This window comes from Streptomyces rishiriensis (assembly GCF_030815485.1).
Taxonomy (GTDB): domain Bacteria; phylum Actinomycetota; class Actinomycetes; order Streptomycetales; family Streptomycetaceae; genus Streptomyces; species Streptomyces rishiriensis_A.
The window spans coordinates 6145785-6159924 of the sequence record NZ_JAUSWV010000002.1; the positions used below are offsets into that span (position 1 = coordinate 6145785).

Annotated in this window: 12 protein-coding genes; 9 read left to right on the top strand and 3 right to left on the bottom strand. The window is 74.1% G+C overall.

Annotation, left to right across the window (positions count from 1 at the left end; all coding sequences use genetic code 11):
- The first annotated feature begins 24 nt into the window (after positions 1–24).
- Positions 25–381 carry a hypothetical protein gene (locus QF030_RS29960; protein WP_307165686.1) on the top strand — a complete coding sequence of 119 codons (357 nt, stop codon included), beginning with the start codon at positions 25–27 and terminating at the stop codon, positions 379–381.
- 231 nt (positions 382–612) lie between these two features.
- Here the strand turns inward: QF030_RS29960 and QF030_RS29965 are convergent, their stop codons facing one another.
- From QF030_RS29965 to QF030_RS29975, 3 genes are read right to left on the bottom strand one after another with little or no spacing between them, the layout of a single operon-like run.
- Positions 613–1512 (bottom strand): aminoglycoside phosphotransferase family protein, encoded by a 900-nt coding sequence (locus tag QF030_RS29965; protein WP_307165687.1) that lies wholly within the window; start codon positions 1510–1512, stop codon positions 613–615.
- A 28-nt stretch (positions 1513–1540) separates the two neighbouring features.
- On the bottom strand, positions 1541–2059 hold the full coding sequence (locus QF030_RS29970) for a ferritin-like domain-containing protein (RefSeq protein WP_307165688.1): 519 nt from the start codon (positions 2057–2059) through the stop codon (positions 1541–1543).
- Positions 2056–2640: a hypothetical protein gene (locus QF030_RS29975; RefSeq protein ID WP_307165689.1), complete on the bottom strand. Its 585-nt coding sequence runs from the start codon at positions 2638–2640 to the stop codon at positions 2056–2058. Before QF030_RS29975 ends, QF030_RS29970 begins: the two co-directional genes overlap by 4 nt.
- Positions 2641–2866: 226 nt before the next feature.
- Between QF030_RS29975 and rimP the strand changes: the two genes are divergently transcribed.
- From rimP to QF030_RS30015, 8 genes are all read left to right on the top strand, one after another.
- Positions 2867–3433, top strand: coding sequence for a ribosome maturation factor RimP (gene rimP / locus QF030_RS29980; protein WP_307165690.1), 567 nt, complete (start codon positions 2867–2869; stop codon positions 3431–3433).
- A gap of 2 nt (positions 3434–3435) precedes the next feature.
- On the top strand, positions 3436–4422 hold the full coding sequence (nusA, locus tag QF030_RS29985; protein ID WP_307165691.1) for a transcription termination factor NusA: 987 nt from the start codon (positions 3436–3438) through the stop codon (positions 4420–4422).
- 146 nt (positions 4423–4568) lie between these two features.
- Positions 4569–4865 (top strand): YlxR family protein, encoded by a 297-nt coding sequence (locus QF030_RS29990; RefSeq protein WP_307165692.1) that lies wholly within the window; start codon positions 4569–4571, stop codon positions 4863–4865.
- Between the two features lie 147 nt (positions 4866–5012).
- The gene (gene infB, locus QF030_RS29995; RefSeq protein ID WP_307165693.1) at positions 5013–8147 is read left to right on the top strand and encodes a translation initiation factor IF-2; all 3135 of its coding nucleotides are present in this window, start codon (positions 5013–5015) and stop codon (positions 8145–8147) included.
- Between the two features lie 185 nt (positions 8148–8332).
- Positions 8333–8626, top strand: a complete 294-nt coding sequence (locus QF030_RS30000) for a DUF503 domain-containing protein (protein ID WP_307165694.1) — start codon at positions 8333–8335, stop codon at positions 8624–8626.
- A gap of 46 nt (positions 8627–8672) precedes the next feature.
- Entirely contained in the window at positions 8673–9122 is a 450-nt protein-coding gene (gene rbfA, locus QF030_RS30005) for a 30S ribosome-binding factor RbfA (RefSeq protein ID WP_307165695.1), read from the top strand.
- The gene (gene truB / locus QF030_RS30010; RefSeq protein ID WP_307165696.1) at positions 9122–10027 is read left to right on the top strand and encodes a tRNA pseudouridine(55) synthase TruB; all 906 of its coding nucleotides are present in this window, start codon (positions 9122–9124) and stop codon (positions 10025–10027) included. The genes rbfA and truB overlap by 1 nt, the downstream gene beginning before the upstream one ends.
- A 257-nt stretch (positions 10028–10284) precedes the next feature.
- On the top strand, positions 10285–14118 hold the full coding sequence (locus tag QF030_RS30015; RefSeq protein WP_307165697.1) for a trypsin-like peptidase domain-containing protein: 3834 nt from the start codon (positions 10285–10287) through the stop codon (positions 14116–14118).
- The last annotated feature ends 22 nt before the right edge of the window (positions 14119–14140 follow it).

The window sequence follows — 14140 nt, forward strand, 5'->3', positions numbered from 1 at the left end:
ACGTCACTGCGGAGGGGAACGGTCATGGCGACCAGGGAAGAGGAACGGGGGGCCGCGACAGCGGTACGCGGAGGTGTGCGGCGTACGGCCGCCCTCGCCGCGGCGGTCACGCTCACCGCGGCGGCCGCGGTGTTCGCACTGGTCGGCGCCCTGCAGGCCGACGCCCGGACGACGGCGAACAGCACGAGCAGCGACATCGGCTCCGGCTCCGGTTCCGGCTCGAGCTCCTCGGACAGCGACTCGACCGACACCGGCACCACGAACAGCGCCTCTACGGACAGCGACTCCACCGACACCGGCACCACGGACGGCGCCTCTACGGACAGCGACTCCGCCGACAGGGGTACGGATTCCTCGTCGAGCGGCTCCTCAGCGCCCTGACCACCTTCGCCGCTCACCCGCGGGACGCTCGGGAGGCCCGTCGGGGGGACCCACGACGCTCCCCTGCGGGGCGCCTCCAGTAGGTGAGCGCCGCCCCGTCCATGGCTCGTGACCAGCACACGCGCACGTCTGCCCCCTCACGCCCCGGCGACTCGGTCACCCGGTCAGCCTGTACCCCTGCGGCCCGCCAACCGCGGCTCCGCACCCGGAGCCCGTCGCGGATCGGTTCCGCTACAGCCAGCTCGCGAACTCGAGCAGGAGTTCGGCGTCCCGTGTCCGTCCGACGCGCAGGGCCCGGGCCCCCGACTCCACGGCCCGGAACAGCGTCCAGCCGCGCAGCCGCTCCTGGTCGAGCTCCAGCGACTCCGCGAGCCGCTTCACCCGGCGCCGGGTGATCGTAGCCCCGGACGGCGAGGCGATCAGGTCCTCCACCCGGTCGCGGACCAGCCGGGCCAGGTCGAAGGCGCGCTCGCCGACCACCGGGTCCGGCCCCACGGCCAGCCAGGGCATCCGCTCGCCCGCCAGCACCTTGCTCTGCCGGAACGTGCCGTGCAGCAGCCGGTGCTCGGGCGGTCCGGCCAGCAGCTCCGCACGGGCGGCGAGGGCCGCGTCCACCAGGGCGGCCACCTCGGGCCGGGCCCCGGCACTCGCCCGCATCGCCTCCGCCTGGCGTCCCGTGCGGTCGGCGACGGACTCGAAGGTGTGGCCGGCCGGCGGCTCCACCCACAGCCGCCGCACCGTTCCCGCCGCCTCCAGCAGGGCCTTCGCCTCCGCCAGCGACCGCACCGACACATCGGGATGCAGCCGCTCGAGCAGCAGTGCCCCCGCGGTCGGCGGCCCCTCGAGCAGCTGGACGGCGCCCAGGCCGTCCCAGTGGGCCAGCGCGGCCCGCTCCGCCTCCGGCCGGAACCGGGGCGGGGCCAGCTTCAGCACGGCCGGTGTCCCGTCCGCGCGCCGCACCAGCACGACCAGGCTGGTCCGGCCGCCCGGCACCTGCACCCGGTCGACGGTCAACTCGCCCAGTGCGACGGCCTGTCGGGCCGCCTCCGGCAGCTTCTCCAACCAGCCGTCACCGTCCGGTGCCGTCTCACCGAGCGCCCTCGCCAGACGCTGCGGCGGTTCGAAAGCCATGCGCGAGTCGTTTCCTTCCTGCTCCGGGTCAAGCCGCCGGTGTGCCCGAGGGCGCTGCCGCCGCCGGAGGCGTGGCCGCTGCCGGTACGGACGCCGAGCCCGTGTCCGGATCCGTACCGGTCCGCTCGGCGAGACCAGGGAAGGCTACGCTCCCGCCGCGCCAGCGCACGGCACGGACCGCAGCGTCCCGCAGCGCGACCGCGGCCTCCCGGCGCCGTGCGTCCCCGGCTGCCCGTACCAGGTCGGAGTACACCCCGGCCACACGTTCCTCCAGCTCGGTCGCCAGCCGGACCGCCGCCGCGGAGTCCGGCACCGGGAACGGCAACGCGTACCCGGCGTTCGCGGCGACCGGCTCGGCGCCCAGGTCGCGCACCTCGCGCACCAGCGCGTCCCGGCGCGCCCGGTGCGCGTCGTAGGCCGCACGTGCCTCGGCGCTCCGCCCGTCGCGGATCCGCCCGCCGACGACCCCGTACCCGTACACGGCGGCGTGTTCGGCGGCCAGCGCCGCCTGGAGTGCCGTCAGCTCCGCGCTCGTGGCCTCGCTCATCGCGTCTCCTCCGTCAGCAGATAGGCGTGCGCCGCGCCGGCCGCCGCGACCGAGGCCAGCAACCGGGCCAGCTCGCCCGGGACGTCCAGCAGCTCCGTCGCCCTGCGGTCGGCGAGCGCCCGCTCGGCCGCGGCCAGCCCGGCGAGCGCGTCCGTGTCGACGATCGGCACGGCGGACGGCACGGCCGAGGGATCGGCCGGCGGAGCCGAGGCGGTGCTCGTCGACGAAGCGTCGGGGGAGGCGGGGGAGCCGGTGGCGGAACCCGTGGCGGAGGGCGACGCCTTTCCGGCGCCTCCGAAGGCCTCGACGTGCCGTACGGCCTCCGCCCGCAGCGGCTCCAGCCGCCCCGCCAGCGCCGGATGGACGGCGAGCACGGCGTCGTACCTGGCCACCAGGGCGCCGCTGTCCCGGGCCGCACGCGCGCGTGCCCGCTCGACGGCCGACGGGCTGCCGCCCGCCCGCTCCTCGGACTCCTCCGTACCGGACGAGCAGCCCACGAGCAGCGCGGCCCCCGCGGCCGACGCGAGCAGGGATCTTCTGCGCGGCCCCGAGGGGGTGCGCGAGGGGAGGGGCAACGGCACGGCAGGCGTCCTCGGGGATACTCGTACGGAACTGGCGTCCTGGTGGGCGGCGGGCCCGTGATCACCGTACCCGCGCGGCCGCCCCGCACCGGTCAGCGGCACCGCTCCGCGAAGGGCCGCCACCCTCCGTGCGCAGGTGGACGGCAACACACCCTGCGACCGGATACCCTTTGACCAGACACGCGCCCCATCCCACAACAGCACACGCGGCCGAGGAGTCACCCGGATGAGCACCACCCAGAGCGAGAGGCTGCGAGAGCTCCTGGAACCGCTCGTCGCCTCCCAGGGCCTGGATCTGGAAGAGATCACCGTGGACTCCGTGGGGCGCAAGCGGGTGCTGAGCGTCGTCGTCGACTCCGACTCCGGAGCGGACCTGGACCAGATCGCCGATGTGAGCCGCGCGCTCTCGGCGAAGCTCGACGAGACGGACGCGATGGGCGAGGGCGAGTACACCCTCGAGGTCGGCACCCCGGGCGCGGAGCGCGCGCTCACCGAGCACCGCCACTACGTACGCGCCGTCGACCGGCTGGTGCGGTTCCAGCTGACCGGGGGCGACGAGCTGGTCGCCAGGATCCTGACGGTCGACGACGAGGGACTGGATCTCGAGGTCCCCGGTGTGAAGGGCCGCAAGGCCACCGCCCGCAGACTCTCCTTCGGCGACATCGACAAGGCCCGCGTGCAGGTCGAGTTCAACCGCAAGGACAAGAGCGACCGGCACGCCGAGAACGACCAGAACGACCCGAACGACGAGAACGACGAGAACGACGAGAACGAGATGGAAGAGGAGGCGTAGCCGTGGACATCGACATGAGTGCCCTGCGGGGCTTGGTGCGGGAGAAGGAGATCTCCTTCGACCTGCTGGTCGAGGCGATCGAGTCGGCCCTCCTCATCGCCTACCACCGCACCGAGGGAAGCCGCCGTCACGCGCGCGTGGAGCTCAACCGGGAGACCGGACATGTGACCGTGTGGGCGAAGGAGGACCCCGAGGACCTCGAGGAGGGGCAGGAGCCCCGCCCGTTCGACGACACCCCGTCCGACTTCGGCCGCATCGCCGCCACCACGGCCAAGCAGGTGATCCTCCAGCGCCTGCGCGACGCCGAGGACGACGCGACCCTCGGCGAGTACGCCGGCCGTGAGGGCGACATCGTCACCGGCGTGGTCCAGCAGGGCCGCGACCCGAAGAACGTGCTGGTGGACATCGGCAAGCTGGAGGCCATCCTGCCGGTGCAGGAGCAGGTCCCCGGCGAGACGTATCCGCACGGCATGCGCCTGCGGTCGTACGTGGTCCGGGTGGCGAAGGGCATGCGCGGGCCGTCCGTGACGCTCTCGCGCACCCACCCCAACCTGGTGAAGAAGCTCTTCGCCCTGGAGGTGCCGGAGATCGCCGACGGTTCGGTCGAGATCGCCGCCATCGCACGCGAGGCCGGTCACCGCACGAAGATCGCCGTCAGGTCCACCCGTTCGGGTCTGAACGCCAAGGGCGCCTGCATCGGCCCCATGGGCGGCCGGGTGCGCAACGTGATGGGCGAGTTGAACGGCGAGAAGATCGACATCGTCGACTGGTCGGACGACCCGGCCGAGATGGTGGCGAACGCGCTGTCCCCGGCCCGGGTCTCCAAGGTCGAGGTCGTCGATCTCGGTGCCCGCTCCGCGCGCGTGACGGTGCCGGACTACCAGCTGTCGCTGGCGATCGGCAAGGAAGGGCAGAACGCCCGGCTCGCCGCCCGGCTGACCGGCTGGCGCATCGACATCCGTCCGGACGTCGAACAGCCCACCGAGTAGCCGAGCGCGCAGGTCACCGAGCGACGCCGGGCCGCAGGGGAATAGATCTCGGCCTGCCGGGGCTCAGATCACGACAGATGTAACGCGGCAATCGTTCGAATCCTGACCCCGAGGGGTGAGGACGCCGCGGGGAGGTAGACTTAACAGTGTCTGGCCGGACGCACGCCGGAGTATGCCCTGAACGCACCTGTGTGGGGTGCCGGGAGCGGGCGGCCAAGACGGAGCTGCTGCGCATCGTGGCGATCAAGGATGCATGCGTCCCCGATCCACGCGGTACGCTGCCCGGCCGGGGTGCGTATCTGCACCCCGCCCCGGTCTGTCTCGACCAGGCGGTACGCCGCCGGGCGTTCACGAGGGCGTTGCGAGCCCCGGGAGCGCTCGACACAAAGGCGTTGCGCCAGTACGTCGAGCAGGCGACCGTTGCCGAACAGGCAACACCGTAAGAAGGCGTCGCACGGAACCTCCGTGCGGCTCTGGTACCCCGCGAGTTGGAAGTAGGTCGAGATTGCGATGAGCACTCGATGAGCACGCGATGAGTACGCCCATGAAGTAGCGACGGTCCGGACACACCCGGACCTAAAAGGAGCGAAGTGGCTAAGGTCCGGGTATACGAACTCGCCAAGGAGTTCGGGGTGGAGAGCAAGGCCGTCATGGCCAAGCTCCAGGAACTCGGTGAATTCGTCCGTTCGGCGTCTTCGACCATCGAAGCGCCCGTTGTCCGCAAACTGACAGACGCCTTCCAGGGCGGCGGCAAGCCCGCCCCCCGCAAGGCAGCCCCCAGGCCCGGCGCGCCCTCCCCGGCGCAGTCGGCCCGTCCGGGCCCGGCCGCACCTCGGCCGGCCGCCCCCAAGCCTCCCGCGGCGCAGACGCCCGAGGCTCCGGCGGCTCCCGCCGCCCCTGCCGCCTCGTCGGCCCCCGCGCCGGCGGCCTCCGGCCCGCGTCCGACGCCGGGCCCCAAGCCCGCGCCGCGTCCGGCCCCGGCCGCCCCGGAGTTCACCGCTCCGCCGGCTGCTCCGGCCGCCCCCGCCGCTCCGGCCCAGTCGTCCGCCCCGCGGCCGGCCTCCCAGGGCCCGCGCCCCGGCGCGCCTCGCCCCGCCGGCCGCCCCGCGCCCGGTCAGGACCGTGGCGACCGCGGTGACCGTGGCGACCGCGGTGACCGCGGCCAGCGTCCGGCCGCCGCTCAGGGGCCGCGCCCCGGTGGCGCCGGTGCTCCGCGTCCGGGCGGTGCCCGTCCCTCGGGTCCGCGTCCGGGCAACAACCCCTTCACCTCCGGCGGCAACGCCGGCATGGCGCGCCCGCAGGCGCCCCGTCCGCAGGGCGCCCCGCGTCCCGGCGGCCCCGGTGGCGCTCCCGGCGCAGGCCCCCGTCCGCAGGGTGCCGGTGGCCAGGGCGGCGGTCCTCGTCCGCAGTCTCCGGGCGGCGCGCGTCCGTCTCCGGGCGGCATGCCCCGCCCGCAGGGCGCAGGCCCCGGCGGTCCCCGTCCCGGCGGCGGCCCGCGTCCCAACCCCGGCATGATGCCGCAGCGTCCCGCTGCCGGCCCGCGTCCCGGCGGTGGCCCCGGTGGCCGCGGTCCGGGCGGCGGCGGCGGTGCGGGTCGTCCCGGCGGCGGCGGTCGTCCCGGTGGCGGCGGCTTCGCAGGCCGTCCGGCCGGTCCCGGCGGCGGTGCCCGTCCCGGTGGCGGCGGCGGTTTCGCCGGTCGTCCCGGTGGCGGTGGCCCCGGCGGTGGCGGCGGCTTCGGTGGCGGCGGTGGCCGTCCCGGATTCGGCGGTCGTCCCGGCGGTCCCGGTGGCCGTGGTGGCACGCAGGGCGCCTTCGGTCGTCCCGGCGGTCCCGCGCGTCGCGGTCGCAAGTCGAAGCGGCAGAGGCGCCAGGAGTACGAGGCCATGCAGGCCCCGTCGGTCGGCGGCGTGATGCTGCCTCGCGGCAACGGCGAGACCATTCGCCTGTCGCGCGGTGCGTCCCTCACCGACTTCGCCGAGAAGATCAACGCCAACCCGGCGTCGCTCGTCGCGGTGATGATGAACCTCGGCGAGATGGTCACGGCCACGCAGTCCGTCTCCGACGCGACCCTCGAGGTCCTCGCCGGCGAGATGAACTACACGATCCAGATCGTCAGCCCCGAGGAGGAGGACCGCGAGCTGCTCGAGTCCTTCGACATCGAGTTCGGCGAGGACGAGGGCGACGAGGAAGACCTGGTGGTCCGTCCGCCGGTCGTCACCGTCATGGGTCACGTCGACCACGGCAAGACCCGACTGCTCGACGCGATCCGCAAGACCAACGTCATCGCGGGCGAGGCCGGCGGCATCACCCAGCACATCGGTGCCTACCAGGTCGCGACCGAGGTCAACGAAGAAGAGCGCAAGATCACCTTCATCGACACCCCGGGTCACGAGGCGTTCACCGCCATGCGTGCCCGTGGTGCGAAGTCGACCGACATCGCGATCCTGGTCGTCGCGGCCAACGACGGCGTCATGCCGCAGACGGTCGAGGCGCTCAACCACGCCAAGGCGGCCGAGGTCCCGATCGTCGTCGCGGTCAACAAGATCGACGTCGAGGGTGCCGACCCGACCAAGGTGCGCGGTCAGCTGACCGAGTTCGGTCTGGTGGCCGAGGAGTACGGCGGCGACACGATGTTCGTCGACATCTCCGCCAAGCAGGGTCTGAACATCGACTCGCTGCTGGAGGCCGTGATTCTCACGGCCGACGCCTCGCTCGACCTGCGGGCCAACCCCAGCCAGGACGCGCAGGGCATCTCGATCGAGTCCCGTCTCGACCGCGGCCGCGGTGCCGTGGCGACGGTCCTCGTCCAGCGAGGCACGCTGCGGGTCGGCGACACGATGGTCGTGGGCGACGCCTACGGTCGTGTGCGCGCCATGCTCGACGACAACGGCAACAACGTCGCCGAGGCCGGCCCGTCGACGCCGGTCCAGGTCCTGGGCCTGACCAACGTCCCGGGTGCGGGCGACAACTTCCTCGTCGTCGACGAGGACCGCACCGCCCGCCAGATCGCCGAGAAGCGTGCCGCCCGCGAGCGCAACGCCGCCTTCGCCAAGCGGACGCGCAGGTTCTCCCTGGAGAACCTGGACGCCGCCCTGAAGGCCGGCGAGGTGCAGCAGCTGAACCTGATCATCAAGGGTGACGCTTCCGGTTCGGTGGAGGCTCTCGAGTCCTCGCTGCTCCAGCTGGACGTCGGCGAAGAGGTCGACATCCGCGTCCTGCACCGCGGCGTCGGTGCGGTCACGGAGTCGGACATCGACCTGGCCATGGGCTCGGACGCCATCGTCATCGGCTTCAACGTCCGTGCGGCAGGCCGCGCGGCGCAGATGGCCGAGCGCGAGGGCGTGGACGTCCGGTACTACTCGGTCATCTACCAGGCGATCGAGGAGATCGAGGCGGCCCTGAAGGGCATGCTGAAGCCGGAGTACGAGGAGGTCGAGCTCGGCACGGCGGAGATCCGCGAGATCTTCAAGTCGTCCAAGCTGGGCAACATCGCCGGTGTCCTGGTCCGCTCGGGCGAGGTCAAGCGCAACACCAAGGCGCGCCTCATCCGCGACGGCAAGGTCATCGCGGAGAGCCTCAACATCGAGGGCCTGCGTCGCTTCAAGGACGACGTCACCGAGATCCGCGAAGGCTACGAGGGCGGTATCAACCTCGGAAACTTCAACGACATCAAGATCGACGACGTCATCGCGACGTACGAGATGCGGGAGAAGCCGCGGGTGTAAGCACCCATGGTTCGTACCGGCCGGCGGGGGATCGTTCCCCGCCGGCCGGTACGGCGTCCGGCGGACGCATGAGCGAGGGAAAACCCCGTCGAGCCACCGCCAGGATCGTTGTACCGTTCTTGATGACCCTGTCCCATGGACGGGCAGGGCCATCTATCCCGTACCGGCGGGTGAACCGGTTACACATGTACGTGGGGACTCTGTCCTTCGACCTCCTCCTCGGCGACGTACGGTCGCTGAAGGAGAAGCGCTCCGTCGTCCGTCCGATCGTCGCCGAGCTCCAGCGCAAGTTCGCGGTGAGCGCGGCCGAGGTGGACGATCAGGACCTCCATCGCAGGACCAGGATCGGTCTCGCCGTGGTCTCCGGTGACGCGGAGCATCTGACCGATGTACTGGACCGGTGCGAACGGCTGGTCGCCGGCCGCCCCGAAGTGGAGCTGCTGTCGGTCAGACGCCGCTTCCACGGCGAAGACGACTGACCGACCACAGAACACACGAGAAGAAGAAAGAACGGGAGACGGACCAGTGGCCGACAACGCGCGCGCCAAGAGGCTGGCGGACCTCATCCAGCAGGTGGTGGCCCAGAAGCTGCAGCGCGGGATCAAGGACCCGCGGCTCGGCTCCCACGTCACCATCACGGACACCCGGGTCACGGGTGACCTCAGGGAGGCCACGGTCTTCTACACGGTGTACGGGGACGACGAGGAGCGGGCGGCGGCCGCCGCCGGCCTGGAGAGCGCCAAGGGCGTCCTGCGCTCCGAGGTGGGGCGTGCGTCCGGCGTGAAGTTCACGCCGACGCTCGCCTTCGTCGCCGACGCCCTGCCGGACAACGCCCGGACCATCGACGACCTCCTCGACAAGGCTCGTGCCGCCGACGAGAAGGTCCGCGAGGTGTCCGCGGGCGCCGGGTACGCCGGCGACGCCGATCCGTACCGGAAGCCCGGTGACGAGGACGAGACGGACGACTCCGCCTGATGAACCGCAAGCAGACCCCGCCCGACGGCCTTGTCATCGTCGACAAGCCGTCGGGCTTCACTTCGCACGACGTCGTGGCCAAGATGCGGGGGATCGCCAAGACCCGCCGCGTCGGTCACGCCGGCACGCTCGACCCGATGGCGACGGGCGTCCTCGTCCTCGGCATCGAGAAGGCGACGAAACTCCTCGGGCACCTGGCGCTCACCGAGAAGGAGTACCTGGGCACCGTCCGGCTCGGCCAGACGACCCTGACGGACGACGCGGAGGGCGAGATCACGGGGTCCACGGACGCCTCGAAGGTCACCCGGGACGCGATCGACGCCGGCATCGCCGAACTGAGCGGCGACATCATGCAGGTGCCGTCCAAGGTCAGCGCCATCAAGATCAACGGGGTCCGCTCCTACAAGCGCGCCCGCGACGGCGAGGAGTTCGAGATCCCGGCCCGCCCGGTGACCGTCTCCTCCTTCTCGGTGTACGACGTCCGGGACGCCGTGGCCGAGGACGGCACCCCGGTCCTGGACCTGGTCGTGTCCGTGGTCTGCTCCTCCGGCACCTACATCCGGGCCCTCGCCCGCGACCTGGGCGCCGGTCTCGGCGTCGGCGGCCACCTCACCGCCCTGCGCCGTACCCGCGTCGGCCCCTACAAGCTGGACTCGGCGAAGACGCTCGACCAGCTCCAGCAGGAGTTCGGCGTGATGCCGATCGCCGAGGCGGCCACCGCCGCGTTCCCCCGCTGGAACGTGGACGCCAAGCGGGCCCAGCTGCTCACCAACGGCGTGCGCCTGGAGATGCCCGCCGAGTACGCGGGCGCGGGCGCCGTGGCCGTGTTCGACCCCGAGGGCCGGTTCCTGGCCCTGGTCGAGGAGCAGAAGGGCAAGGCGAAGAGCCTGGCCGTGTTCGGCTGAGCGGCGCCGAGCGCGTCGCCTGCTGCCCGTGGAGCGGCGGACACGGGGTCGTGCTGCGCCGCCGCTCCACGGTCCCCCCTCGGTTCCCCCACCCCTAGGGTGTATCCGGTGACCCCCGTTCATTCACCCGTCCGGGCAGGCGCTCGGAGTGAACCGAGGGAGTGCAGGGGGGCGCTTTCGCTCCGTGAACTGTCCCGCTGATCATCCCGCCCCTACCGTCGGACACAGGGCACGCGGGCGTGGCGGGAGGGACGACGATGGCGGGACGAGGCCCGCGGACACCGCGGCACGACCCCTTGCGGGGCGCGGGCGGGAACCGCCCGGCGGATCCCCCGGGCCCCCGGGATCCCCTGCCTCCGCCGCAGGCCCCGGATGCCCGGGCCGCGGACCCCGCCCCGGACCTCGCCGCTGACGCCCATCCCTCGCTCGTCCGGATCCGCGACCTCGCCGGCCGGCCGCGCGGCACCGGGTTCCTCGCGGACCACCACGGCACGGTCGTCACCAGTCACGAGGCGGTCGACGGCCTGCCCCGGCTCGTCCTGTACGCGACCGGCGACCGCAGCTGCGTGGTGACCGACGATGCGGTGACCCCCCTGCCGGAACTCGACCTGGCCCTCGTGCGCACCGAGGGTCTCGGCGGGGTCCCGCTGCCGGTGACCGTGCGGGACGGTGTCGAGACCGGCCGGTACGTCCGGCTCGCCGCCGGTTGCTGGCGCGAGGCACGGGTGCTGGCCGAGACGGCGGTGACGTACACGGCGACGGACCGCTGCCACGTCCTCGACGGCGCCCTGGAGCTGGCGATCGGCACGGCCGGCCGCGACGCCCTGCGGCTGGGCGGTGGCGCGGCCGGGGGACCGGTCCTCGACGCCGAGACGGGCGCGGTCGTCGCCGTCCTCGGCACCGCGCTGCGGTCCGGCCACCGCGACGTCGGCTTCGCGGTGCCGTTGCGACCCGGCGCCCCGCCGACCGAAGCCGGTCCGGCGGTCGATGCCCTCCCACGGCCCGACGCCATGCCGCCACCCGGCGACCACTCGACGGCTCTGTCACCGGGCGGCCACGTGAGCGACGCGGTGTGGACGACGGCGCCGTTCGGGGGAGCGGGCGAGGCTCCTGCGGGTGCGGGTGCGGGTGCGGGGATCTCGGCCCACGGTCCGCTGGCCGAGCTGCTCGCGCGAAACGCGGCCACCGTGCCCGCCTACGGCGCGGACCTCAACCTGGCCGCTCTGCTCGAGCTCACGGCCACGTCCGTCGGCTCGGACGGCCCGCCCGGAGCGCTGTCCGGCCACTTCGGCCGCACCGCGAACAGTGCCTTGGCAGCTGTCACGCAGCCGATCCAACGCGTCGTCCCCGCGAGGGAGTTGGCCGCCTTCGAGGCCGGCCCGGCGGCCGTCCTCGGTCTCGTCGGCGCACCGGGCAGCGGCCGTACGACGGAACTCGCCGCCCTCGTCGCGCGCCGCGACCGGGGCGGCCGGCCGGCCCCCACCCTGTGGCTGCGCGGCGCCGACCTCAGGGCCGGGGACGACTCGCTCGCCGACGCGGCCCGCCGCGCGCTGCACCGCGCGGCACGCATCGTGGCGGCCTCGGGCCCGGCCTCCGCCGCCGGTTCGGCCGCGGGTTCGGTGGCTGTGCCGGAGCCGGGGCAGGGGTCCGCCCTGTCCCGGGCGTCCGGCCCCCGCGGCCTCGGTGATGTCACCCCCGAACGGCTCACCCACCTCGCCCGGGCCGTCGGAAGGCCCCTGCTGCTGATCCTCGACGGACCGGAGGAGATGCCCCCGGTCCTCGCGCACCGGCTCGCCGAGTGGACCGAGGGCACGGCCGCATGGCTGCGGGAGACGGGCACGCGGCTGGTGATCGCGTGTCGGGGGGAGTACTGGGAGCGGGCCGGCGCGGAGTTCCCGCCGGAGCTGCTCCACGGGACGACGGCTGCCGGGGACCCGCTCCCGCCCTGTGTCCGCCTCGGCGACCTCACCGACGAGGAGGCGCGCGAGGCCCGTGCCCGCTACCGCGTACCCGAGGGCGTGCTCGCCGCCCCCGACGACCGGCACCCGCTCACCCTCCGCCTCCTCGCCGAGGTCTGGGCCGCCCTCCCCGGCCCGCGGACCCCGGCGCCCGTCGACCGCGACGATGTCCTGTCCGCGTACCTCGACCTGATGTGCCTGCGGGTCGCGGTCCGCCTCGCCGCCGAGAACGGACTGCGCGGCACCGCCGTACGGCGTCTCGCGGCGAAGGTCGCCGGCCAGGTGCACGAGGCCGCCCGCCGCAGTCTCGGCCCGGGCCAGGGCGAACTGGACCGGGCGTCGTTCGAGGCGGTGTTCCCCTGGGGGCCGGCGCCGGACCGCCTGGGCGGCGGTGCCGGCTGGGCGTCCGCCGTCCTCACCGTGGGCCTCCTCGTGCCCGCGGGCCGCGGCTACCGCTTCGCCCACGAGGAACTCGCCGACTGGATCCAGGGCGTCCACCTCGACCTGGACGAGGCCCTGCGCGCCCTGGTCCACCGCCGTCGCGCGCCGGACGCGGGGCATCCGCTGCCCGTCCCGCACCACCGGGTCGGTCCCGTCGTCCAGGCTCTGCTGCTGCTCGCCCGCCAGCAGGGCCCGCACCGACTCGCGCTGCGACTGCGGGAGTTGGTCCACGCGCTGGACGCCGCCCCAGACTCCTGGTGGGCCGCTCGGCTGCTCACCGAGACCCTGCTGCGCGTTCCGGACGCGACTCCGTACACGGGCGTCCTGCGCCTGCTGGCCGACCTGATCGGCGCCGGGGCCCAGCCGCACGGCCGGTTCGTGGACTTCGGTCCCGCGTTCTGGACCGGGCTCGCCCTTCCCGCCGACGCCCGCCTCGACCTGCTGCGCCGTCTGGTCCTCGCCGACGGCGCCCCGCACGACGCGGACGCGCCCCGCTACCTCGACGCCGTCGCCGGGCTCCTCGCCGCCGACCCCACCGTCGTACAGCGGTGCCTGACCGAGTGGTTCGACGACGAGCGACCGCTGCCCGCGACCCCGCACGCCACCGTGGCGACGGCGGCGCAGGCGCTGCTGCACACCCACCGGCGCCGGGCGCTGGACGACCTCGCGGAGGCCCTCGTCGACCGTGCGCACCCCCGCGCCGACGAACTGCTCGCCGTACTGGCGGAGGAGGAGCCGACCGCGCTGTGCCGGGCCGTCGGCCGCTGGTCGCGCGACGAGCGGCCGGCCCGGCGGGTCGCGGCGATGACGTACGGACTGCGCGCCGCCCCGCACATCCGGACGGACGCCGACCACCGGTTGCTGCGCCGCGCGGCCCTCGTCCTGCTGGCCCGGCCCGCCGACCGCGCCCTGCACGGTGGTGCGCTCGCCCTTCTGGTCCGGGATCCGGAGACTCGCTCCCGGCACCTGCCGCAGGCGCTGGAGCGGTTCACGGCGGGGGACCCGCAGCTGCCGCCGAGCGCGCTGCTCGCCGCCCTGGCCACCCACCCCGAGCCGGTCCTGGACGCCTTCCGGTCCCGTTTGCGCGGCCCCGACCGCGCGGACACCGGCAGCGTCCTGCGCGCCCTCGCCGAAGTCACCACGCCCGCCCTGGCCCCGCGCGTCGCCGCCCTCGTCCGGGAGGCGGTGGAGCGGCGACCGGAGGCCGCCGGGCAGGTGGCCGCGTACGTCGACCGGAGCCTCGACCACGGCCCCGCCGCCCGGGCCGTCCTCCTGCCGCTGGTCACGGGACTGCTGGACGGCGGGCCGGAGCAGCTGCGGGCCGCGCTGGCCGGCGTGCTGGCCGCCCCCGGCGCCGCGCAGTCCCGCCCCCTGCGCGACGAACTGCTGGAGCACCTGCTCACCGACGAACGAGCCCCTGAGGTCCTGGACGCCGTACTGCACGGGGCCGCCGGGCGCACCGGTGAGGACCTGCGCGTCCTCGTGCACCGCACCGGCCTCCTGCTGGTGCGCACCACCGACGGCGCGACCCGCTTCGACCAAGGCCTGGTCGAGTTGGCCCGGCACGTCCCGGGCTTCGCCACGCGGGTGGTCGACTGGCTCACGGACGAGCCGGGGGAGTGGGCGGCGGTGGTCGGACCCAGCGCCCGCCGGACGATCGAGAACCTGGCGGGGACCCGGGTGCCCGCGTGACGCGCCGCTCCCATGGCGCGGC